The sequence below is a fragment of the Bacillus sp. PK6-026 genome, assembly GCF_054161455.1.
Genome location: NZ_CP096418.1, coordinates 3,511,650 through 3,534,921, shown reverse-complemented (window position 1 = coordinate 3,534,921; position 23,272 = coordinate 3,511,650). Strand labels below are relative to the sequence as shown.

The following is a 23,272-nucleotide window of genomic DNA, read 5'->3' as shown; positions in this document are numbered from 1 at the left end:
GATTATACTTAAATCTCAAAAGAGATGTGCAGCGTTGCTGTTCGGCCGCTGCCGTCTGCAGGACATTTGAATGTAAGAGGTGATATGAATGGAATATGCCGATATCCTTTCGATCAATGTAGGGAAGCCAGAGGCAATTCAGTTTCAAAATAAAGCTGTGTCTACCGGAATATACAAGAAGCCGGCAAGCGGCCCTATCTTCCTGTCATCTACTAATTTTGCGGGGGACGGGCAGGGGGATCTCGTTCATCATGGTGGCGCGGAAAAAGCAGTGTGTGTCTATCCGTATGAACATTATCTCTTTTGGGAAAAGGAACTGCAAAGAAAGCTGGAATACGGAGCATTTGGCGAAAATTTAACGATCAAGGGTCTGCTGGAGGATGACGTTCATATCGGCGATATCTTTCAGCTGGGTGAAGCTGTTGTACAGGTGAGCCAGCCAAGGCAGCCTTGCTATAAACTAACCGTAAGGTACGGTATGCCCGATATGATACTGAAGGTACAGAACACCGGATTTACGGGTTTTTACTTTCGCGTGCTGAAAGAAGGGTTCGTCTGTAAGGATCGTGGTCTGAAACGAATCTCACGCCACCCTAAAGGCATCACGATTTCTTACGCAAATCGCATCAAGCATCATGAAAAGAACAATATTGAGGGCATCAAAAAACTTCTCGAGGTGGAGGAACTGTCGGCAAATTGGCGGGCATCATGTTTAAAGCGGCTTAACGGTTTTGAGCCGGATGACCGCGAAAGGCTGACGGGAGGTCTGGAGAAGAGATCTTAACCCAAAAGGAAAAAATCCTCTGCCGATCGGCAGAGGATTTCTGTTAAATGGAGCGGATAATTCCGCCTTCCACTCTTTGAGCGGAACCGTTGATGGCCGCAGCTTTTTCGGAAGCGAGATAGACGATCGTACTCGCCACTTCTTCCGGTTTTGCATAGCGCTGAATCAAAGAAGTCGGCTCATTCACTTTGAAATAGTCTTTGACAAAAGTGTCTAAATCGGTTTTCTCCTGAGCTGCGGCACCCTCCATATAATTGGCGACGCCTTCCGTCCAGGTAGGTCCCGGAAGGACGGAGTTGACCGTCACATTTGTCCCTTTCGTCATTTCGGCCAAACCTCTTGATAAACTGATCAGAGCGGTTTTCGTCATTGAATAAGGGATCATCTGCGGAAGCGGTTTGATGCCGGCTTCGCTTGCCAAATTGAGAATCCTTCCCTTATTACGCTTCAGCATGGCCGGCAGAAACGCGCGGCAAAGCCTGACTGCGCTTAAAACGTTTACTTCAAAATATTTGAGCCACTCTTCGTCTGTCACCTCTGTGAAATCCTTCACTTCAAAGAAGCCCATATTATTGACGAGGACATCAAGCTCCCCGATTTTAGCGGTTTTTTCGACCAATGCCATGCTTTCTTCAGGAGCGGATAAATCAGCGGCAATGCCGTGAACGTTTCCGTGCCGGGAAAGTTCCTCAACGACTGACTGGACTTTTTCTTCTGTCCGTCCGTTCACGATGACTTCGGCCCCTTCCGCCAAAAAGGCTTCCGCCGTTGCTTTTCCAATACCTGCAGTAGAACCTGTCACGAGGACGAGTTTGTCTTTTAGCTGTAAATCCATATGCCATCAATCCTTGTTTTAAGAGTTAAGATGAAAAAACATCTAATGAACAGTATATCGCAGCTGGACACCTCGGTCGAAAATCGTGCTTGACGTTTTATTGTTCCTTGTTTTTTAAAATCTTATGAATATCTTCCATCGGACGGAGCCAATTCTTTTTCATCACTTCAGCCGCCAATTTCGGATCGTTTTTTTCAAAAGCGGCGATGATTTCCCAATGCTCGGCGGCGGACTGCAGTTTCGGAGCAGACGGCCGATTGAAAAACACATACTTCATCCGTCTGACATGAAGCTGCAGAACGGCGGAAAACTGAAGAACATACGGGTTTTTAGCCGCTTCTGTAATCAAATGGTGGAACTGTTCGTCCAGTTCAGCTGCATCGTGGTTCCGCTCCTCTTTAAAAGCGGCTTCGTATTGAGCCGCGAGTTTTTTGAGCTCGGCGATCTCTTCTTCAGTCAAAAGCGGCGTTGCCAGTTCTGCCGCCAGAGCCTGAAGATGTGCGAGCGGGGGATAGACGGCCAGCGCATCATCGGGATGAATAAGCGTGATCTTTGTTTCTTTTCCCGGCTTCATTTCCACAAAACCTTGAGATTCGAGGAGCTGAAGCGCTTCTCTGACCGGTGTGCGGCTGACGCCGAGCGCTTCGGCCAGATCGACGTCCGTGACTTTTTCGCCGGGTTCAAGGGTTCCGTCGACAATCCAGCGCTGCAATTGATGAAACGCTTTTTCCTTTGCTGAAAGTCTGACCTGCGGCGTATAGTTTTTCGGTATCGGCATAAAACCACCCTTTCTCTATATGCAATATATCGTAAATACTTTAGCAAAAACAACGTTTTTCAGTTGAAAATCTCCTTTTCAGAATCTCATATACAGACCTGTGTCGATTATAGTATAATAATTCCGAAATTAGGACACGAATGAGTCAGAAAGGCGCTGCCCAGAAGCGGCTAATAGGGGAGCCGGCGAGAGAGCCCCCCGCGAGCAGTTCGGCGGGCCGGGAGCGATCAACCGCAAGCCGGAATAACCGCCTGGATGATGACCGCGTTATCTGCGAAGACAGATGCGGTATAAGCGATGTGCTCTTTTTTTGTACGTTCCTGGTTTACTGCATCTTTACTGAGTAGAGATGTTTTTATTTTATCCCGAGGAGGAAGCAGAATGAAGAAGTTAGGGCTTTTATTGCTGTCACTGCTGTTGGCCGCCGGCGTTCTTAGCGGCTGCGGTCAAGCGCAAAAACCGGCAGAACAGCAAAAACAGGAGAAGGCGGCTGAAGCGTTTCCGGTCACCATAAAAGATGCTTCAGGACAAGAGGTCAAAATTGAAAAAGAACCGAAGAAAATCGTCTCTCTGATGCCGAGCAATACCGAAATTACATACGCCCTTGGCCTGGGGAAGAAAGTCGTCGGCGTGACGGATTTTGATACATATCCAAAAGAAGTGAAAAACGTTGAAAAAATCGGGGGCATGGAATTCAACACAGAAAAAATCATTTCGTTAAATCCCGACTTGGTCTTGGCCCACGCATCGAGCATGCAGAGTGCCAAAGAAGGACTAAAGCAGCTGGAGGATGCAGGAATTACGGTGGTGACCGTGAATGATGCGGCCTCTTTTAAAGAGGCGTACCAGTCCATCGAAATGATCGGAAAAGCTGCCGGTGCAGAGGATCAAGCGGCAAGCCTGATCAAGGGCATGAAATCTGACCTGGCTGACATAAAAGAAAAAGCTGCCGGCATATCTAAAGACGATCAAAAGAAAGTATTTGTCGAAGTGTCTCCGGCTCCGGACATTTATACGACCGGAAAAGGCACCTTTATGGATGAAATGCTTGAAGCGATCCATGCGGAAAATGCTGCTTCCGCGCAGAAAGGCTGGACCAAAATAACGGAAGAAGCGATCGTCAAGCTGAATCCCGATGCGATCGTGACGACAAACGGTAAATCCGCAGTCAGCGAAATTAAAAAACGAAGCGGCTGGAACGGTGTAAAAGCGGTCAAAAATAACGAAGTATACGACGTGGACCCTGACCTCGTGACCCGTCCGGGGCCGCGATTGATCAAAGGGGTCGAAGAGCTTGCTGAACATATTTACCCTGACGTTTTTAAAAAATAACCGCTTCGCGGCATATGCCTTCAGCCTGATGTTTCTGTCGGCATCTGTTCTTATGGGAATCTCTATCGGATCTTTGGAGATTCCCATTCCTTCTATTATCAAGGTTTTTTTGAACGAATGGTTTGGTATTCAAGGGTTAAATCCCGATCCGACAGAGGCGAACATCATCATGAAAATCAGACTGCCGAGGGTGGTGCTGGCCGCTCTTGTCGGCGCGGGGCTTGCTGCTGCGGGAGCCGGGTTTCAGGGGCTCTTGAAAAACCCGCTCGCAGATCCGTATACGCTCGGCATTTCGTCAGGCGCGGCCGTCGGTGCAGTGGTCACGCTGTTTTTTGGGATTCAGCTGCCGGTGATCGGAAGTTTTACACTGCCGTTTTTAAGCGTTGCCGCGGCCGTTGTCGTGATTTTTTTGGTTTTGTTCTTTGCGCGGCTCGTACACCCTTCATTGACCCTGTCTGCTTTGATTTTGACAGGAATCATCTTCAGTTCTTTTTTGGGTGCGCTTATTTCTCTCATGATCGCATTGACCGGCGATGATTTAAAACCGATCGTCCACTGGCTGCTCGGCAGTGTATCGATGAGAGGCTGGGGTTATATCGCGCTGTTTCTGCCCTTTTTTGCGGTTGGTGCTGCCGCGCTTTTGATCAGCGGGAGAGAACTGAATGTGATGACTTATGGCGAGGAAAAAGCGAGGCTCCTCGGTGTGAATGTGAAGCGAAGTAAGTATGTCGTTCTGTTGGCGGGAGCTATTTTAACTGGCAGTGCGGTTGCTGTGTCTGGAACCATTGGCTTTGTCGGTCTCGTCATTCCGCATTTTATCCGGCTTTTCTCTATTACGGATCACCGTCATCTTCTGCCGCTCTCGATGCTGAACGGTGCTTCGTTCCTTGTGCTGTCAGATCTTTTGTCGAGAACCATCATTGAGCCGTCCGAGCTGCCGATCGGTATTATTACCGCACTGATAGGAGCGCCTGTTTTCGGGTTTATTTTGATTCGGCGCTACCGGGGAGGGCGAATTCATGATTGATGTCATCCGTGTGTCCGGCGGCTACGGAAAAACGGATGTCTTACAGGACATCAGCTTTGCTGTAAAGCCGGGTGAATTTTTAGGAATTCTTGGTCCGAACGGCAGCGGAAAAACTACTTTGCTGAAAATGTTGTCGGGAACAATCGCGCCTCGAAGCGGCGAGGTGCTGCTTGAATGCCGTTCAGTCGGGGCGTACCAAACGAAAGAGCTCGCTCGCAAAATGGCGGTCCTTCCTCAAAAAACGGAGCAGGCCTTTTCCTTTACGGTGGAGGAAACGGTACAGTTTGGCCGCTACGCGTATCAATCAGGCCTTTTTCGGCAGCTGACAGCGGAAGACCATGATATCGTGAAGAGGGTGATGAAGCAGACAGACACGCTTCGTTTCGCTCAAAAATCCATTCATGAGCTGAGCGGCGGAGAGCAGCAGCGGGTGTATTTAGCACAGGCACTTGCCCAGGAACCCGAATATTTGCTGCTTGATGAACCGACGAGTTTTCTCGATTTGTCATTTCAAAAGAGTCTGCTTGATTTAATGAAACAAGAAACGGCTGCATCCAAACTCGCAGTGGTCGGGGTGTTTCATGATGTGAATATTGCGAGTTTATACTGTGACCGCCTGCTGTTGTTGAAAGATGGAAAGGCGGAAGTTCTTGACCGCCCGGAAGCCGCCCTTTCTGCCGAGGGTATCGGAAGAGTGTATGATACGGGCATCACAGCGCTGGACCATCCTCAGCGTGCAAATCCGCAGTTTACGATCAAGGCGAAAACCATCCCGGAGAAAACCGAGCCCCTCTTTTTAAAAGAGCGGATTGAACAATATTTGCCGCATGGCATCGCATTTTCGGCAGACCGCCCGCTGCGTCTTCTGTCCTCTGAAACAGGCTTTGCATGGAGACGAAAGCTTGTCTTCGCAAGCGGAAACAACTCTGGATTGCCGCATGACCTGTCAGCCTATGAACAGGAAACGCTGTTTATCCAACATGATGCTGAATTGGCTGACTGTCATATTGTGTCGGAAAAGGGTGATCTTTGCATCGTCGGTATGAAAGATACGGCGGGGCGTTTGATCATATGGGTGTTAGTTGACGGCTGTTTGCAAGATGGTCAATTTGTAACGGCGATAAGTGCTGCAGCAAATGCCGCAGCCGAGCACCATATTCCGTGCAGCGATGTGCTTGTAGCGGCCACTCAATCCGGCCGGTCAGCGTATCAAACTGCCTTTTTTACAGAAATTCAAAATAAAACAGCGGCTTGTGTGAAAGTTTTAAAAGGTTAAATTTGGGCCTGTCTTTGGACAGGTTTTTTTATTGTTTTAAAACGCATCAGCTGAAGGTGAGGTTTCATTCTTTTGTCCCGAATTCGAAAAAATGTGTTGTTAAATGAATCATAACACCTTTATAATAAAATTTGTGAAAGCGTTTTACTAATTAAATGTTTAAAAATGCAACAAAGGAGGCGAGATCACTTGAAAGTAGAGGGGATTATCCCTGCCATACTGACACCGCTTACAAAAGAACAGGCTTTTCATGCGGGCGCAGCCGAAAAGCTGGTGAATGATCTTATTGATTCAGGCGTCCATGGCATTTTTGCTTTAGGGACAAATGGCGAATTTCATTTATTCTCGCAAGAGGAAAAGCTTCAAATTGCTGAAACAGTTGTAAAAGCGGTTAATAAACGAGTGCCTGTTTTCATCGGGGCAGGAGAAAACAGTACTGAGGCGACCATTTCCTTATCCAATCAAATGGCGGATATCGGAGCGGATGTTCTTTCGATTATTACGCCATACTTTGTCGCACCTTCGCAGGAGGAATTGTATCAGCACTTCCGCACGGTTTCTGAAAATGTCACGCTTCCCGTCCTGCTCTACAACATTCCGTCGAGAACAGGCGTATCACTGGAGCCCGAAACGGTTGAAAGGCTGGCGGCATTGCCGAACATTATCGGCATTAAGGACAGCAGCGGCAGCTTCGCCAATATTAAGGCGTATCTTGAGCGTACAAAAGAACAGTCCTTTTCCGTCCTGGCAGGAACTGATTCATTGATTTTAGACACATTGAAGGCGGGTGGAACAGGTGCTGTAGCTGCCACAGCCAATGTGCTTCCCAAAACCGTTGTTTCAATCTATGAATCTTTTAAACAAGGAAACATTGAAGAGAGCGAGCGCTATCAACATCAGCTGCAACCGCTTCGTGATACGTTTTCACTCGGTTCACTGCCGGCACCGCTAAAAAAAGCAGCAGAGCTTGCCGGCATTGCCGTCGGGCCGCCTAAAAGTCCGATTGCAGAGCTGTCGGGAGAGCCGCTGCTAAAAGTGAAAAAGATGCTCGAAGGCTACGGAATTGAAGTAAAAATGGCAAAGGAGCAGTGAGGTTATGAAGACGCTTTATCATTTTCAAACGGCCGCCCGAATTGAGGCTGGTGCACATTCACTCAATTTGCTTGGCGATCACTTAGATCAGACCGGCTTGAATCAGATTCGTTCGGTGTTTATTTTAACTCAGCCGTCGATCGTTTCTCTCGGCTATGCAGACCAAATGAAAGAGGTGCTGGCCGAAAAAGGCATCTCAAGTGAAATTAACACCGATATACAGCCGGAGCCGACGGAACAAAATATCGAAGAGGTTTTTCAGCTTTTTTCTGAAGGAGGCCATGACGCGATTCTAGGAATTGGCGGAGGCAGTGTGCTAGATGCGGCTAAAATCCTCTCTGTTCTGAAAACAAATGAAAAACCGATTTCTGCTTTGATTGGCACGAATCTTGTTGAAAAGCCCGGCGTTCCGCTTGTGCTGATTCCGACAACATCCGGAACAGGGTCAGAGGTGACGCCGAATGCGATTGTGACGTTCCCGGAGAAAGAATTAAAGATTGGTATGGTCAGTCCCTATCTGCTGCCGTCGGTTGTGATTTTAGATCCGGTTTTGACGACCGGTCTTCCAAAAGCGATCACAGCTGCAACCGGAATGGATGCATTTACACACGCGCTCGAATCCTATATTTCCAACAAAGCAAACCCATTCAGCGACATGTTTGCGCTTGAATCTATGAGACTGATTTCCTCCAGTATTCAGGAGGCCTACCATCATGGAGATAATCTGGAAGCGAGAGAAAAAATGCTCATTGGCGCCATGTATGGCGGAATGGCCTTGACAAGCGCAGGAACAGCGGCGGTTCATGCGATGGCTTACCCGCTCGGGGGAAAATACAAAATTTCGCACGGGGTGGCCAATTCAATGCTGCTTCCGCATGTAACGGCATTCAATGCGGATCATGTGATTGACCGTCTTTCGGATGTGGCTGGCGTGATTGGAATTGAACCAAAGGGTTCGAAGGCAAGTCAAGCAGAGCGGGTCATACGGAAAATTGAAGAGTGGACCGCTGATTTGAACATTCCGCAAAATTTAAAGACATTCGGGGTATCAAAAGAGGATGTTCCATCGCTTGCAGAGGCGGCAGCCGACGTCAAACGGCTCATGGATAACAATCCAAAGCCGATGTCCATTGCGGAGATTGAAGCCGTCTATTTGAAATTGCTGGATATGTAGGTACCGGGATCTGTACATGGTTTTCACCATGAGCCTGTAAATGGCTCACAAACAAAGGGGGAGTTTGGGTGGATGTCTTAAGCGGTTCGATCATAACGTTTATTTTGGCAGTGATTGTGGTTTACATTCTTTTTACGACGTGGCTGACGATGCGGTTTCGCAGTAAATCAAGTTCGGAATTCAACAATGCTGCCAAAACGCTGCCGGCGATTGTTGTCGGCATTCTGCTGATGAGTGAATTCATCGGCACCAAATCGACAATTGGGACCGCTGAATCAGCTTATACACATGGTTTAGCGGCTTCATGGTCGATTGTAACGGTCTCGATTGCATTTTTTATTTTTTCCTACTTCTTAGCCGGGAAATTTTATAAAACAGGCCAATATACGATCTCCGGCATTATTAGTGAAAAGTTTGGCCGTTCGACCAAGCTAGTCGTTTCTATCATTATGATTGTAGCCCTTTTACTTGTGAATCTTGGAAACTATTTAAGCGGATCGGCGGCAATTTCGTCTATTTTAGGTTTGCCGCTGATGACGTGTGCGATCATTACAGCGATTGTCAGCACCTTTTATTTTACGTTTGGCGGAATGAAGGGCGTTGCCTGGGTGACGATTTTGCATTCTCTTGTTAAATATGCTGGGGTTCTGATCACTTTAGGGGTTGCCCTCTATTTGACAAAAGGCTGGGAGCCGATGACGCAGCAGTTGCCGGAGCATTTCTTCACTTGGGACGGCAGCATCGGATGGGGGACAATCGGCGCCTGGTTTATCGGCAACATGGGGGCGATTTTCGCGACTCAGTTTATTATACAGGCTATTACATCATCGAAAAGTGAGAAAGATGCAAAGAAGTCGACGCTGTATGCAGCGCTGCTTTGTCTGCCGCTTGCGATTGCCATTGGAGTCATCGGCGTTGCTGCACGGTATTTGTACCCGGATATTGATCCAATTTACGCATTCCCGGTGTTTATGCAGCACATGAATCCTGTGCTGAGCGCGGTTGTGGCGACATCCCTTGTGGCGTCTATTTTCGTCGGCGTTTCGACGGTTGCGCTGGCGACAACGACGCTGATCATTGATGATTTTTATGTGCCGAAAGCAAACCCGACACCGGAACAGCGCATGAAAATCACGAGATATGTTTCGATTATCATCGGTTTTATTCCGCTACTCGGCGTTGCGCTGGCGCCTGAATTGTTAACGCTTTCTTTCTTTACGAGGGCGCTTCGGACATCAATTGCCGTTGTGGCGGCGATGGGCTTTTATTTGCCATATTTCAATTCAAACCGCGGAGCAACAATTGGTCTGACGCTTTCAGGTATTACGACGACGGTATGGTATTTACTGGACAATCCGTTTGGCATCGATAACATGTACATCGCCATCATTGTCCCGTTTATTGTGCTCGTATTAGACCGTCTGATCAGCTCGCCTGCGAAAAAAGAGTCAAATGTGGAGGAGGAATTGTGATGAAACAAAGTGAAACTTCCCTGCCGATAGATGGGCGCATCAGAGAAAATAAAACTGACTCGGCCAGAAAGGATGCGTTTTTGCCGACAGACTGCCCGCAAAACCATGCAGCCAACCTGCTGGAGCTGGATAATGGTGATCTGTTGTGCGTCTGGTTTGGGGGAACGCAGGAAGGCATTCCTGATATATCGATTTACATGTCAAGGCTTGAAAGAGGAAGCGATGAGTGGACACAGGCAGAAAAGCTGTCAGATGATCCTTCCCGCTCCGAACAAAATCCTGTGCTTTTTCAAGAGCCTGACGGCCGGCTTTGGCTTATGTATACGGCACAGCTTTCCGGCAATCAGGATACAGCGATTGTCAGATACCGGACTTCAGACGATAGAGGCCGGACATGGAGTAAGATTGACACATTGTTTGCCGAAGCCGGGACTTTTATCCGCCAGCCGCTCATTGTTCTGGATAACGGCGATTGGCTGCTGCCTGTCTTTTACTGCATCACCTTGCCGGGCGTGAAATGGACTGGAAACCGTGACATCAGCGCGGTGAAAATTTCGTCTGATAAAGGCAAGACGTGGGAGGAAGTGAAGGTGCCGGGCAGTACCGGCTGTGTTCATATGAATATTGAAAAACTGCGCGACGGCACATTGCTTGCGCTGTTTAGAAGCCGTTTTGCAGACTCGATTTATTCGAGCCGCTCTATTGATAACGGCCGCACCTGGTCAGAGCCTGAGCCGATGGAGTTGCCGAACAACAACTCCTCCATTCAATTTACAGCCCTTCAAGATGGGACGCTTGCTCTCGTATACAATCATATGAATGCGAATGAAACGACCGAAAGAAGAGCATCTTTATACGATGAAATTGAGGAGGAGGATGATACAAAAACAGGTGTTGACACAGAAGCGCGGCCTGCCTTTTGGGGAGCTCCGAGGGCGCCGATGACATTGGCCCTTTCACAGGACGGCGGCATCACATGGCCTGTCAAAAGAAACATCGAAGTCGGCGATGGTTATGCGATGACGAACAACTCAAAAGACAAGCTCAACCGCGAATTTTCCTATCCGTCGATCAAGCAGGGGAAAGACGGTGATCTGCATATTGCCTTTACGTACTACCGTCAGGCGATTAAATATGTACGTGTTCCGCAAACATGGGCCTTTGCCGGTCAAGAATAAAGCCGTTTGAGCGCGCAGCACTTGATGGAATGAAGGGTATATCATTTATGATTTAAGTTCGAGAGGCTGTCCCAATCGTTTGAAGGGACTCCCTCGTGATGTGAAACGGGTGTACACGACAATTCAATTGGCGTATGACACGCTCATTCGCGCAGGCATTCCGCAGCCGAAAATCTCCGTATGCGGCATGACCCCCCATGGCAGTGAGAATGGTTTGTTTGAACATGGAGAAGGAGAAGAGAAAATTGTTCCTGGCGTTGACCGCAGGCATTCGGTCCGCTGTCCGCTGGCACGCTTTTCTTCAGAGCAGTGAGAGGCGACTTTGATATAGTGGTGGCGATGTATGACGATCCAGGACACGGTCCGCTTGGCCTTAAGGCCGGTGTGAGCATTACAGTCGGCCTGCCGATGATCCGTACGAGTGTTGACCATGGAACAGCCTTTGGATAATGAGGGAACCGGCAAAGCTGATCCTGCGAGTTTAGAAGAAGCAGTGAGACAGGCGATCGTGCTGTCCGTCCGGTCCGCTTGAGCGGCATATATATAAAAGAAGAGCCTTCCAGTTAAGGAGGCTCTTCTTTTTAGTTCATGTAGGTCCCGCCGTTAATATTAATGGTTTCGCCCGTTATAAAATCAGATTGATCAGAGGCTAGGAAGGCGACAACATTTGCGACATGCTCGGGTGAGCCGATCATTTTCAGCGGAATCCGCTCAATGACAGCTGCGCGATACTCCTCGCTCCACTGCTTGCTCATATCCGTTTCAATCGGTCCCGGGCAGACGGCGTTGACATAAATGCGGTGTGCAGCGAGCTCCTTTGCCAAATGCATCGTTAAATAGTTGATGCCTGCTTTCGATGCACCGTAAGCAGGAGAGGCATTGTGATGCGGTGTTTTGCTCGTCGTTGAGCTCATGTTTACAATTTTTCCGCCGCCCTGCATGATCATCTCCGGGATGACAGCCTGACACATGAGAAAGGTGCCGGTTAAATTTAAATCTATCACTCTTTTCCACTCTTCAAGCGATGTATCAATGGTTGTTTTCCGCAAATTAATGCCCGCATTGTTGACCAAAATATCGATCCGCCCAAACTGCTGTTTTGCTTCAGCTATGAGAAGCGAGGCTGTTTCTGGCAAACTGGCATCACCTGCAACATAAGAAGCGCGCTTTCTCTCAGTATTCAATTGTGTGCACAGGGACTTGAGCAATTCTTCGTTTGTCCCGTTGATGACGACATTTGCCCCTTTATCCGCAAGCGTCTCTGCAACAGCTTTGCCGATGCCGCGGCTTGCACCGGTAATAATCGCCGTTTGCTGATTCAATTCCATCCTCATCCCACCTGTCTTTGAATAAAACCGTTTTCATGTCTATTATAAAATTGAGTGTTTCTTTATTCAACAAAACTTTATTTTGATGATTGCTATTCGTTTTTTTGTTTCATAATGGAACAATTCCTGCAGCCGTTAGAAACAGGGTATACTATAGAAACAAGTAATAAAGAAGGGAGAATGAAATGAAACTATACACAAAAACAGGCGATAAGGGAAAAACGAGTTTAATTGGCGGAAAGGCGGATAAAGATCATCTTAGAGTGGAAGCGTACGGCACATTGGATGAAGCAAACAGTTTCATCGGGCTGGCTCAGTCTTATTTAAAAGCAGAAGAAGCGTTGTTTCAAGATGTTCTGTCAGAGTTGACCGCCATCCAGCATGAGCTGTTCGACTGCGGCACTGATTTGGCGTATGTCAATGTTCAGGAAGAAGGCAAGCTCAAGACTGAATCAATCACCATGCTTGAAGAACGAATTGATGCCTATGTCGAGGAAGCGCCGCGGCTGACCAAGTTTATTCTTCCGGGCGGAACAGAAGCGGCATCATTTTTGCATGCGGCGAGAACGGTCATCAGAAGAGCTGAACGAAAGATTGTCGCTTTGGCCAAAGAAGAAGACATTCCGCCGCTTGCGCTGCCATACGTCAACCGGCTGTCCGATTATTTATTTGCGGCGGCGCGCATTGTCAATCACCGGCTCGGGGAAGTGGATGTCGAATATGAACGAAGCGCTGATGTATTCCGGACAAAGAAAAACTCATGAATGAGAAATCCGCCAATCGTTATCGAACAGAAATGGGCCGATTGATCAAATCAAGCCGTTTTCCGGCAGGGGAAAACGGCTTTTTGTCGTAAACCTTTAAGTAAGCGTTTTCAAAGAGAGGGAGTGTTCAAGTGGTTAATCGGGAGGCAGCTGCTATACGGCTGACGGTTTCGAAGGATGGAGACGGCGAATTTCAAACCGTTCAAGAGGCGATCGATGCTTTGCCTGAGTACAGTCGGGAACAGAAAGTGATATTCATTAAAAAAGGAGTTTACAAAGAAGTCGTTCATATTCCGGCTACAAAGCCGTTTGTGAAGCTGATCGGCGAAGATCGTTACGAGACTGTGATTACGTATGACAACTATGCCGGAAAAGAAAAGGAAGGAGGAGGGAAATACGGCACGACCGGAAGTTCAAGCGTGTTTATTTATGCGGATCATGTTGAAGCTGAAAATCTGACGTTTGAAAACTCGTTCGACCGCACGAAAGTCGATACGACCGATACACAAGCGGTGGCGGTTTATGCGAAAGGAAACAGGATGACGTTCAAACATGTCAGGTTTATAGGCAGACAAGATACACTGTTTGTCAATGACGGTACACAATATTTTTATCAATGCTATATAGAAGGCGATGTCGATTTCATTTTCGGAGGAGCAAGAGCAGTGTTTGAAGAGTGCCAGATCCATAGCGCTGACCGCGGGTCCGCTACCAATAACGGTTATGTAACAGCTGCGAGCACGCATATCGCAAAGCCGTTCGGTTTATTGATGACAAACTGCAGACTGACAAGCGATGCCGCAGATGGAACGGTATACCTCGGGCGCCCTTGGCATCCGGGAGGAGACCCCGACGCCATCGCCAGTGTACTATATCACCGCTGCGATTTAGGCGCACACATCAAGCCTGAAGGATGGACGGATATGTCGGGCTTTTCGGCAGCCGATGCCAGATTGTATGAATACGAGAATACGGGTCCTGGTGCGATATCACATGAGGATCGAAAGCAGCTTGCCGATCATGAGGCTGAGAAATGGACAATTGAAAACGTATTGGACGGCTGGAATCCTAAAGTTGAATCATAGCAAGGCAACGTGCAGAAAGACCGCTCTCTGGCTGAGATGAGCGGTCTTTTTATGCGAGCGGGTCCGATTTGCAGTACGACTAGGGTCGTACTGCAAAATCAATCTGTGACTCGTTTTGTCGAAGCCTGAAATTGACTATAGTAAAGACATGAACGAGAAAGGAGGAGCAAATATGAATATAAATGGAAAGTCCATCATCGGCTTTTTTCTAATCCTTTTTGGCGTCTCCCTGTTTTTCGGCGGAGGCCATTTCGGCGGATTGGTTACAGGTGCTATTGGAGCATTGCTTCTATTCTATTCCGTGAAAAAATGGAAGGAAGGGCGCCAGTTTGCCGCGGTACTGGCCGCGATCTTCGGCATCATGTTTTTGGGAGGGTCATTGCCGTTTCTGATCGGCATCGCGGTTGCTGCAGCGATGGTTTATTTCGGATGGAAAATGATGAAGCAGGATGACAAACAGAATGACATCCTTTATTCAGAGAAAACGGAGCCTTCTGCAGCTTCATATGACACAGGCTTTGATGCAGAGTGGGAAGACTTTTTGAAAAAGAATAAATAATATTTTAGGAGGACGAGATCATGGCTTTAAAAAGAATCAGAGACATGTTTGTCGCATCAGTAAATGAAGGATTGGATAAACTTGAGAACCCCCGGGTGATGCTGAATCAATACGTACGCGACATGGAAAGTGATATCGCTAAGGCGAAGCATACCATTGTCAAGCAGCAGACAATTGAACATAGTTTTAAAGGAAAAGTGGAAGAAGCCGAAAAGCTTGCTGTCAAGCGAAGAAACCAGGCTCAGCTCGCTTTTGATGCGGGTGAAGAAGAACTTGCTAAAAAGGCGCTCTCAGAAATGAAGTATTTTGAAGAAAAAGCTGCCGAATATAAGGACGCTCACCAGCACGCGAAAAAGCAGCTTGCCGAATTAAAGGAACAGCTTGAGACACTCGAAATTAAACTGCGCGATGTCAAAGACCGCAAGCATGCGCTGATCGCCAGGGCAAACGCGGTAAAAGCGAAAGAACATATGAATGCATCATTTAATAAAATCGACAGCGAAAGCGCCTACCGGGAATTTATGAGAATGGAAAACCGCATTGAAGAGATGGAAACAAAGGCGAACAGCTATGCTGAATTATCCGCTTCATCAAGCAGCCCATTCGGCCGCCTTGAATATGCAAAAGAGGTAGAAGAAGAGCTGGAAAAAATGAGGGCTAAAAAGACAGGCTTGGAAAAGCAGACGCCTGCGGGAAATGCGTAAACGAATAGGGGCTCTCATAGGCCCCTTATGCAATTTTTGATTTCTTTCATAGATCATTTTCCTTATAATAAGGAGCATACACTTACTAGCCGAAAGGGTAATCCAAATGAAAAAAACGGTTGGAAAACTGCTGATTATCGCCGGCATTCTTATCCTTGTCGGGATGATGTTGAATGGGCGCGAAGGCTTTTCATTCTTCGGCTTCGATGACGAGTCAGCCCGCACATATCATGCACAGGGAAAAGACATCGATAAAATTGACATTGATGCAAAGAGCATAACAGTCAACATTCAAGCTGAAAACCGCGATGATATAAAAGCTGAGATTTCGGGAAAAAACGTCCGGCTTGATTCGTCTGAACAGGGGCGTACACTCCGGCTTTCCGCTGATTCGAAGGGCTTTTGGCCGTTTTTCTGGAGTAAAAAAGAGCTGATTGTCAAGATTCCTTCTGAATATAAAGAAGATCTGGCGATTTCTTCGGGAAGCGGAAATGTCAAACTGTCCGGCGGCGGTCTGCATTTGCGAAATGTAGCCTTGAAGTCGGGAAGCGGCAGCCTCAAGGCCGATGATCTTCAGGCGGTAGACCTTTCTGTAAAAGGGACCTCGGGGTCGGTCAGGCTGGAAAACGTTCAAACCACAGATGGCGACATCCGCTCCACATCCGGTCATACAAAACTTGAAAATGTCACCGGCAGACTGAGCATCAAACAGACTTCAGGCAATTTGCGCGCTTCTTTTACAGAGATCAATGATCCTCTGAGCATCAAACAAACATCCGGAAACACCAAGCTTAAACTTCCCGATGATGCCGACATCAGTCTTAAAGCCGAGTCGACAAGCGGAAACATCAGTCATTCCTATTCATTTGATCAAGTTGCCAATGAGAAGCGGACACTGACTGGAAAAAAAGGAAATGGAAAAAATAAAATCGACATCTCCATCACGAGCGGGAATGTCTCAATTGAGTAATCAACAAAAAGAAAGGGGGCTCGAGTCAGCATGCGTCTTACTAAAAACCAGCTGATCGGACTGATCATCGTACTCTTCGGAATCAGCATATTTTTGCAAAACAGCGGGCTTGGAGACGCGTTATTCTGGCCGCTCGCTTTTCTTTTTGCCGGTTATTTTCTCCATAAATATTCCCGCCGCTGGCTCGGGTCTGTCATGTATATCTTTGCGGGCTTTCTGCTGCTGAAGGACATCTTCAGCATTACATTCAGCCTGTTCGGCTTCTTCTTTGCCGCTTTCTTAATTTATGCGGGGTACCGGCTGGTGACAAATCAGCCGGTATTTGATCGCCATAAGCCGAAAGGCAGGGAGAAGGAAAAGACGGATTCCAAGCCGCTTCAGGAGAAGAACAGCCCGGGACAGCGCAGCTTTTTTTTCGGTGATGTAAAATTGATGAAAACACCTTTTGACTTAAATGACTTGAATATCTCCGGGTTTATCGGTGACGTGAAAATCGATTTGTCAAAAGCGATTATTTCAGAGGGTGAAAACACCATCGTCATCACGGGGTTGATCGGAGATGTCGATATTTACATCCCGTCCGACCTTGAAGTGTCCATCAGCTCCTCTGCGTTCATTGGAGACATTGACGTTATCGGCGGCCGAAAAAGCGGCATCGGCAATCAAATCTATACCGAGACAGAGAATTACGAGCAGTCGGCACGACGGGTCAAAATTTCGATTTCGCTGTTTATCGGCGATGTGGATGTGCGGTTCATATGAGAACGAACAGGCTTGCAAACATTCAATGGCGCGCCGTCCGCTTATCCCTAGGTGTCAGCTTTACGATTTTTCTTGCTGTATTGGGCTTTATGCTGTTTTACTACCAGCTGGATCCGAGGGTGCTTATCGTTTCCAGGTGGTTCGGAATTCCGTTTATCGCGCTTCTCGCATTGATCAGCGCAGCTGTCGGATTCGGCTCAGGTTATATGTTCGGCAATCAGCTGAAAAAACGGCTTGAAAAGCTGATCGAATCCATTCTAAAGTACGAAAACGGCAACTTTGCCTACCGGATTCCGTCGCTTGGAGACGATGAGATCGGACTGGCCGCCGACCAGCTCAATGAGATGGCCAAACGGATCGAAAGACAGGTCGCCTCTTTGCAAAAGCTGTCCAACGAGAGAGCGGAATGGCAGGATCAAATGAAAAAATCGGTGATCTCTGAAGAACGGCAGCGTCTTGCGCGCGAATTGCATGATGCGGTGAGCCAGCAGCTGTTTGCGATTTCCATGATGACTTCGGCGGTATTGGAGGGGATCGATGCTGCCGCTGACGAAAAGCTCGCTCAAAGGCTGAAAATGGTCGAAAAAATGGCGGCCGACGCCCAGAATGAAATGAGGGCGCTGCTTTTGCATTTACGACCTGTTACCCTTGAAGGGAAAGGTTTAAAAGAAGGGCTTGCAGATCTTTTGAAAGAATTTAAAGCGAAACAGTCGGTCGACATCGATTGGGAGATCGAGGATGCAGGCAAACTTCCGAAAGGTGTGGAAGACCACCTGTTCAGGATCGTTCAAGAAGCGCTCTCAAACGTGTTCCGGCATTCAAAAGCGACAAAAGTCACCGTCAGACTGCTGCTCAGGAACAAGCAGCTCCAGTTGAAAGTCATTGACAACGGTGAAGGATTTATGATGGACGCCGTCAAAACATCTTCATACGGGCTGAACTCGATCAAGGAAAGGGCCAGTGAAGTCGGAGGAGTGGCCGAAATCATTTCATTTACGGGAAAAGGAACACAGGTTGATGTAAAGGTTCCGATTTTTGAACAACAAAAAGGAGAGGCTTAAAAGGTGATTCGAGTATTGTTAATTGATGATCATGAAATGGTGAGAATGGGGCTGGCCGCTTTCCTGGAATCCCAGCCTGATATTGAAGTGATTGGAGAAGCATCAGACGGGAAGCGCGGCGTTGAATTGGCGCTTGAAACCAAACCCGACGTGATTTTGATGGATCTTGTGATGGAAGGGATGGACGGAATTGAGGCCACGAAAGAAATTTGCCGGCAGCTTGCCGATCCGAAAATTATCGTTCTGACGAGCTTCGTTGATGATGACAAGGTCTATCCGGTCATCGAAGCCGGAGCGCTCAGCTATTTGCTGAAAACGTCGAAAGCGAGTGAAATCGCCGATGCGATCAGGGCTGCGAGCGTTGGAGAACCAAAGCTTGAAGCCAAAGTCGCAGGAAAAGTGTTGTCCAAGCTGAGACATTCAGCCGGCGAACAGCCCCTTCATCAATCGCTGACAGCGAGAGAATTGGAAATTCTCAAGCTTGTAGCAGAAGGCAAAACGAACAAAGATATTGCCGAAGAATTATTTATCACCATTAAAACAGTTAAAACGCATGTGACAAACATCCTTTCCAAGCTTGAAGTCGACGACCGGACACAAGCCGCAGTCTACGCCCACCGAAACAAACTTGTCGACTGACAAAACAAAAAACAGCTTTCTCAAGAAAGCCGTTTTTCAGCCGTTCCAATATTTTCGGTCCTCATCTGCAGGAAGAGTGAATGAATCTGTTTCAACCGTGCGGGCGGTAAGTTGGGCGGTCTCGTTTTCCTCGCGTGCATGTTCGCCCGCTGTGCCGTTTTGGCAAATGATGTTGAGCCGCTCGGTTACTATGGCATTGTGCTTCTCCTGCAAGTCGATCAATTTGCCGATGCCTAGCAAAATGAATCCGCCGATGAAGCAAAAAAACGGAGTGGTGAGGTATGTGCCGATCGTAAAGAAAAGCATCGACTGCGAATCCTCCATAAACGGATCATAAGCGACATCGCTGATAATGAATCCGGACAAAATGACGGCCGCTGCAATCAAAAAAATGCCTGTCATGTGCAATATCCGCTTCAAGCTCATCACCCTTTCACACACATTTTATCAGAAAAACGGGCCGCTAGCTGCTTTTTGTCGCACCTTTTGTCCCAAAGTCCTGAATTGTCGCTTTAATGTGAAAGTCGATATCGGCTTCGCTAAAGTGTTTATCCCAATTGGATCTGTCTCTTTCCCATTCCTTCGGAAAAGTGATTCGGGCATTGTCGGAAAGATCGGTGACGTCCGTTTTGATTTCGTGCTGCAGGACATGGATCAGACGTTCAACCCGCTTTTCGATGTCTCTTTGAACCGATTTCTCAATATTTTTAATGTATTGATCATTAAAAGAATCCTCCCCAAGATACCAGTCTTCTGACAGCCTTCCTTTAATATTGGCATTGATGACAAATTTGTACTTTCCGTTCTGCCTCATCGCCCGAACGCGGTGTGTCATCGAAAACACTTCATACGAGAATAAATGGCCATCATGCTTTGAGTCGATCACCCCTCCGTTTACATGGCCCGTTAATAAATTCAGCGCTTCGATCTGAGGAGGCGAAAGGTTTGCATGATATTTGTTGTTTTTGATCACGGCGCCTCCTTCAAGCTGCAGCTGCCCCTTTTCGACGACAACCTTCGGCATGATAAAAGACAAATCGGACTGCAATTTGATTGAAATGTCGCCCAATGTAACAGGATCGAGCAGCTTGATCGTTGATGCTCTGTTTTCAGAGATGTTGTGGATCACGTCAGACGCGGGATCTCCGGCATCATCAATCTTCAAAATGCTGCCGGCCGCCCCGGGCGTCATATAGACCTCACTGCTCCTTCTGATGCTGTTGTCCCGGATAAACTGATTGATCAACGCTTCCAAAGAAATATCGGATACAAGATCCTCCGAGAAAATCAGGACTTGCAGATGCTGCGAGAATACCGGGAAATTTTTCAAAGCGGTGGAACGGATGGTTTGATGAACCGTATTTCCAGAAGTGGACACCACTTTGGTCGGATCCTGAGCGCTGCCGTCTTGTCCGATCTTTTTAGGAACGAGAAACTGATACGTCAATTTCACCTTTTTATCATCCTCACCTTTATCGAGGGCAAGGCCGATGGCGATGCTGAGTTTTTCAATCTGCCTGCTGTCCCAGCAGCCTGTTAAAAGGAGAAGCAGGGACAAGACTGCTAACATTCCCTTTTTTTTCACGAAGACGTAAACCTCCTTTTGACGGACACGAGCAAAAAGATCAGAAGCGGGAGCGCACAGAAGACAACGATAAAGATATACCCGAGGAAATCGCTGAAGGCGCTGACCTGGTTGGCGTCCCGCGGAACAAGAGATGCCAGATAAACAATGGCGCCGACAAAGAGGACGTTTTTTTTCACAGGCCATCCGAATACGTTTTCAAGTCCTGAGGCGGCAAAGTACGTATAGACGACAAATGTTGTGAAAAACTGGATCGTCCAAATGACGAGCAAAAAAGATTCGAACCTTTCGATGAAAATCCCTCTTATCTCAAAAGACTGAAATAACGAGATCGTCGGCCATGTCATTGTCATAACCTCAGTCGCTGTCAGCGCCCCGACAACGACCGTGAAGGTGAGAATATATAAGAAGAGCGGGATCCCAAATCCGATCGCGGATGCTTTAAAGAGCTTTTCTTTGTTTTTAATGTATTTCGGCAGAAACATCATCAGCTCCACCCCTAAAAATGAAATGGAAACCACCGTCAAAGCTCTGCTGACCGGCTCCAATCCAAGGCCGAGAACCGGACGCAAATGGTTCAGCTGAAACATATTCATGCTCAGTCCGTAAACGATGAGAAGAACGACGATCGTAATGGACAGAAAGAACGGAAATAGCTTGGACATATCGCTGATACCGCCGATGACCAAATAAATTGCACAAACGATAAAAGCAAAAATTGTCACGCCCATTGGTGTGAACTGAAGAAGGAAAAACTTTGCCATTTCAGCCATTGCCCTTGCTTCAAAGCTGGCCACGCCCATGAAGTATAAAACGATTAAAAGGTTGAGAATATTCCCGATCATAAAGCCGCAGCCTTCTCTTGTGTAATCAAAAAAAGACAGGACGTTGTGCTTTTTAACGATTTTGGCATTGATGTAGATAATGAGAAAAAAGACGAGCCCCTCTACGATCAATACGATCCATCCATCTGGCGACAGCGTCTTTTGCGTCAGCGCCCTCGGCAGCGTTAGCAGGCCTGCCCCGAGCATTGTGCTCGTAATGATCGAAGCGGCTTCATATGTGCTAATCCGATCGTGCTGATTTCTTGGAACCATTTTCAGGGTTCACCTCCCGGTCTTTTGTTGGCAGACGTATGATGGCTTCATCGGTATGTTTTAAGCTGAAAAAATGGTTCGGGTTAAAATACGGGATGCCGAAGCTCCTTTGCCTGACCAAATGAGTGAAGATGACGAGCATGCATAATATGATCCCGTAAAGTCCGAACACGGATGCAGCTATCATGGAAATAAACCGCAGCACGCGAAACGACAGGCCCATGCCGTACTGCGGCACAGTAAATGACGCAAGGGCGATAATGCTGACGATGATTACCATCACGGAGCTGACGATATTGGCTTCGACCGCCGCCTGGCCGATGACGACTCCTCCCACGAGGCCGATTGTCTGGCCGAGCGGATTGGGAAGCCGCAGTCCTGCTTCCCTTAAGAGTTCGATCGTTACTTCCATAATCATCGCTTCAAGGAGCGGCGGAAACGGCACATTTTCGCGCGTGCTTGCAATCGTAACAGCGAGTGCTGTCGGCAGCATCCCTTGATGAAAAGACACAAGCGAAATATAAAACGCCGACAGGAACAAGGTGATGAAAATCGAGCTGAACCGGAGAAATCTAATTAAGGTCGCGGCGATCCACCTTTCATAAAAATCGTCCGGGGACTGCATCACCATTCCGAAAGAAGCGGGAACGATCAGGGCAAATGGCGAGTAATCGACAAAGATGGCGATCCGTCCATTAAACAGCGCTGAAGAAACCTTGTCAGGCCTTTCGGTGTTCTGAATCTGCGGGAACGGCGAGTACTTATTATCCTCGATTAATTCTTCAAGAACCCCGGTATCCTGAATGTCATCCAGCCGAACCTTCTTGAGGCGTTTTTTTAGATCTTTAATGACCGAATCGTCCGCTTTGCCCTGGATATAGATAATGGTCGCGTCTTTAAACTTGTTCTTGCCGATCGGTATTTTTTCCACGGTCAGTTCTTGATCCGGGACACGCTGCCTGACCAGGGCCACATTTGTATCGACATCCTCGATAAAGCCGATTTTCGGGCCTCTGACGACGTTTTCCGTATCTACGACTCCAAGACTTCTTTTCTTTTTCTCAGATGTTGGCAGCGCAAAAATAACATTCATGCCATTGATCAAGAGCAGGCACTTTCCTTTGAATATCGCGTTGATGGCGTCTTTTTCTTTTGTAACGGGTTCCGCATTCAGCTTATTTAAACGGAGACGGACATCCTCCAGTGAATAAGAGCTGTCATCCGAGACCAGCAATTTCGCCGCTTTTTGGATTTTCTTATCATCATTCAAATCTTTAAAGTACAAAAAGTAAAAAATGATTCCGTTTTTCAGCATTTTTTTGTTTTGAATCAGATCATCGTTGTGCTCAAGATGGGGAAGAAGAATTGCGAGATTCTCATGGATGTGTTCCTTGAATTCCGACTGAGTCATGATCGTCACCTGCCTGGTGTTTCTGGAATTTGATATAGGTTATCTTTTCCTGTTAAAAAAACAATATACTGTGTTACAGTAGTGTTTGGTGAAATTTTCATTGAACAGAGACGGAGTGAGAAAAGTTGGCGCAGATCAGGCTTACGGGGAAACCGGAAGAGATTGAACGCATTATCCAATCTTTTTCTAAGCATTATGAGGTTTCATATGTATCGAAAGAATACGGCAAGACAAACCCGAAATATAAATATGCAAAAGATTCCCGAGTTTATATTGAGCTAAAATTAAAATAAAGATAAAATTTAAATGGAAGGGTTTTATCGATTTTTATCGAAATATAGATTATTGCAGATTGAGAG

The 23,272-nt window shown here is 47.3% G+C and carries 24 protein-coding genes and 1 pseudogene; 18 read left to right on the top strand and 7 right to left on the bottom strand.

All coding sequences use genetic code 11. The features are described from left to right. Positions 1-88 precede the first annotated feature (88 nt). Entirely contained in the window at positions 89-784 is a 696-nt protein-coding gene (locus M1D59_RS18090; RefSeq protein ID WP_020452914.1) for an MOSC domain-containing protein, read from the top strand. Positions 785-827: 43 nt separating this feature from the next. Here the strand turns inward: M1D59_RS18090 and M1D59_RS18085 are convergent, their stop codons facing one another. After that, positions 828-1,619, bottom strand: coding sequence for an SDR family NAD(P)-dependent oxidoreductase (locus M1D59_RS18085; protein ID WP_020452913.1), 792 nt, complete (start codon positions 1,617-1,619; stop codon positions 828-830). A 97-nt stretch (positions 1,620-1,716) separates the two neighbouring features. Beyond that, the gene (locus tag M1D59_RS18080; protein ID WP_268510134.1) at positions 1,717-2,397 is read right to left on the bottom strand and encodes a GntR family transcriptional regulator; all 681 of its coding nucleotides are present in this window, start codon (positions 2,395-2,397) and stop codon (positions 1,717-1,719) included. A 381-nt stretch (positions 2,398-2,778) separates the two neighbouring features. Between M1D59_RS18080 and M1D59_RS18075 the strand changes: the two genes are divergently transcribed. From M1D59_RS18075 to M1D59_RS18040, 8 genes and pseudogenes are all read left to right on the top strand, one after another. Then, positions 2,779-3,729, top strand: a complete 951-nt coding sequence (locus M1D59_RS18075; RefSeq protein WP_023856248.1) for an ABC transporter substrate-binding protein — start codon at positions 2,779-2,781, stop codon at positions 3,727-3,729. After that, the gene (locus M1D59_RS18070; protein ID WP_026580097.1) at positions 3,692-4,756 is read left to right on the top strand and encodes a FecCD family ABC transporter permease; all 1,065 of its coding nucleotides are present in this window, start codon (positions 3,692-3,694) and stop codon (positions 4,754-4,756) included. The genes M1D59_RS18075 and M1D59_RS18070 overlap by 38 nt, the downstream gene beginning before the upstream one ends. Further along, a complete protein-coding gene (locus M1D59_RS18065) occupies positions 4,749-6,032 on the top strand; it encodes an ABC transporter ATP-binding protein (RefSeq protein WP_020452909.1) in 1,284 nt (427 codons plus the stop codon). Before M1D59_RS18070 ends, M1D59_RS18065 begins: the two co-directional genes overlap by 8 nt. A 189-nt stretch (positions 6,033-6,221) precedes the next feature. Next, positions 6,222-7,124, top strand: coding sequence for a 4-hydroxy-tetrahydrodipicolinate synthase (dapA, locus tag M1D59_RS18060; RefSeq protein ID WP_216919553.1), 903 nt, complete (start codon positions 6,222-6,224; stop codon positions 7,122-7,124). Positions 7,125-7,128: 4 nt separating this feature from the next. Further along, positions 7,129-8,298, top strand: coding sequence for an iron-containing alcohol dehydrogenase (locus tag M1D59_RS18055; protein ID WP_023856244.1), 1,170 nt, complete (start codon positions 7,129-7,131; stop codon positions 8,296-8,298). A gap of 68 nt (positions 8,299-8,366) precedes the next feature. After that, positions 8,367-9,770 carry a sodium:solute symporter family protein gene (locus M1D59_RS18050; RefSeq protein ID WP_025809865.1) on the top strand — a complete coding sequence of 468 codons (1,404 nt, stop codon included), beginning with the start codon at positions 8,367-8,369 and terminating at the stop codon, positions 9,768-9,770. Next, positions 9,770-10,948: a sialidase family protein gene (locus M1D59_RS18045; protein WP_128822988.1), complete on the top strand. Its 1,179-nt coding sequence runs from the start codon at positions 9,770-9,772 to the stop codon at positions 10,946-10,948. The genes M1D59_RS18050 and M1D59_RS18045 overlap by 1 nt, the downstream gene beginning before the upstream one ends. 103 nt (positions 10,949-11,051) lie before the next feature. Continuing rightward, positions 11,052-11,480 (top strand): annotated as a pseudogene (locus M1D59_RS18040) (4-hydroxythreonine-4-phosphate dehydrogenase PdxA); the annotation flags it as partial. A gap of 49 nt (positions 11,481-11,529) precedes the next feature. On the opposite strand, the gene M1D59_RS18035 reads toward M1D59_RS18040, so the two are convergent. Beyond that, on the bottom strand, positions 11,530-12,276 hold the full coding sequence (locus tag M1D59_RS18035; protein ID WP_105981213.1) for an SDR family NAD(P)-dependent oxidoreductase: 747 nt from the start codon (positions 12,274-12,276) through the stop codon (positions 11,530-11,532). Between the two features lie 185 nt (positions 12,277-12,461). Here M1D59_RS18035 and M1D59_RS18030 point away from each other — a divergent pair, with 185 nt between their 5' ends. From M1D59_RS18030 to M1D59_RS17995, 8 genes are all read left to right on the top strand, one after another. Beyond that, the gene (locus tag M1D59_RS18030; RefSeq protein ID WP_101561488.1) at positions 12,462-13,040 is read left to right on the top strand and encodes a cob(I)yrinic acid a,c-diamide adenosyltransferase; all 579 of its coding nucleotides are present in this window, start codon (positions 12,462-12,464) and stop codon (positions 13,038-13,040) included. Positions 13,041-13,171: 131 nt separating this feature from the next. Further along, a complete protein-coding gene (locus M1D59_RS18025) occupies positions 13,172-14,125 on the top strand; it encodes a pectinesterase family protein (RefSeq protein WP_411202685.1) in 954 nt (317 codons plus the stop codon). Between the two features lie 172 nt (positions 14,126-14,297). After that, the gene (locus tag M1D59_RS18020) at positions 14,298-14,684 is read left to right on the top strand and encodes a protein liaI (RefSeq protein ID WP_023856236.1); all 387 of its coding nucleotides are present in this window, start codon (positions 14,298-14,300) and stop codon (positions 14,682-14,684) included. A 20-nt stretch (positions 14,685-14,704) separates the two neighbouring features. Then, positions 14,705-15,388, top strand: a complete 684-nt coding sequence (gene liaH / locus M1D59_RS18015) for a stress responsive protein LiaH (protein ID WP_023856235.1) — start codon at positions 14,705-14,707, stop codon at positions 15,386-15,388. A 106-nt stretch (positions 15,389-15,494) separates the two neighbouring features. Further along, positions 15,495-16,358 carry a LiaG family protein gene (liaG, locus tag M1D59_RS18010; RefSeq protein WP_411202684.1) on the top strand — a complete coding sequence of 288 codons (864 nt, stop codon included), beginning with the start codon at positions 15,495-15,497 and terminating at the stop codon, positions 16,356-16,358. 30 nt (positions 16,359-16,388) lie between these two features. Then, the gene (gene liaF / locus M1D59_RS18005; protein WP_130569246.1) at positions 16,389-17,120 is read left to right on the top strand and encodes a cell wall-active antibiotics response protein LiaF; all 732 of its coding nucleotides are present in this window, start codon (positions 16,389-16,391) and stop codon (positions 17,118-17,120) included. Continuing rightward, positions 17,117-18,181 (top strand): two-component system sensor histidine kinase LiaS, encoded by a 1,065-nt coding sequence (gene liaS, locus M1D59_RS18000; protein WP_023856232.1) that lies wholly within the window; start codon positions 17,117-17,119, stop codon positions 18,179-18,181. Before liaF ends, liaS begins: the two co-directional genes overlap by 4 nt. Before the next feature lie 3 nt (positions 18,182-18,184). Continuing rightward, positions 18,185-18,820, top strand: a complete 636-nt coding sequence (locus tag M1D59_RS17995; RefSeq protein ID WP_023856231.1) for a response regulator — start codon at positions 18,185-18,187, stop codon at positions 18,818-18,820. Between the two features lie 36 nt (positions 18,821-18,856). Here M1D59_RS17995 and M1D59_RS17990 read toward each other — a convergent pair whose 3' ends face one another. Genes M1D59_RS17990 through M1D59_RS17975 form a run of 4 tightly spaced genes read right to left on the bottom strand, consistent with a single transcriptional unit; the run spans position 18,857 to position 22,913 of the window. Beyond that, a complete protein-coding gene (locus M1D59_RS17990) occupies positions 18,857-19,240 on the bottom strand; it encodes a hypothetical protein (RefSeq protein ID WP_095292305.1) in 384 nt (127 codons plus the stop codon). Between the two features lie 43 nt (positions 19,241-19,283). Continuing rightward, a complete protein-coding gene (locus tag M1D59_RS17985; RefSeq protein ID WP_026580092.1) occupies positions 19,284-20,405 on the bottom strand; it encodes a Ger(x)C family spore germination protein in 1,122 nt (373 codons plus the stop codon). Continuing rightward, on the bottom strand, positions 20,402-21,502 hold the full coding sequence (locus M1D59_RS17980) for an endospore germination permease (protein ID WP_144498898.1): 1,101 nt from the start codon (positions 21,500-21,502) through the stop codon (positions 20,402-20,404). The genes M1D59_RS17985 and M1D59_RS17980 overlap by 4 nt, the downstream gene beginning before the upstream one ends. Next, complete coding sequence (locus tag M1D59_RS17975; RefSeq protein ID WP_095292308.1) at positions 21,471-22,913, bottom strand: spore germination protein; 1,443 nt, start codon at positions 22,911-22,913, stop codon at positions 21,471-21,473. The genes M1D59_RS17980 and M1D59_RS17975 overlap by 32 nt, the downstream gene beginning before the upstream one ends. A 125-nt stretch (positions 22,914-23,038) precedes the next feature. Between M1D59_RS17975 and M1D59_RS17970 the strand changes: the two genes are divergently transcribed. Next, on the top strand, positions 23,039-23,206 hold the full coding sequence (locus M1D59_RS17970) for a YvzF family protein (protein ID WP_020452898.1): 168 nt from the start codon (positions 23,039-23,041) through the stop codon (positions 23,204-23,206). Positions 23,207-23,272: the final 66 nt, after the last annotated feature.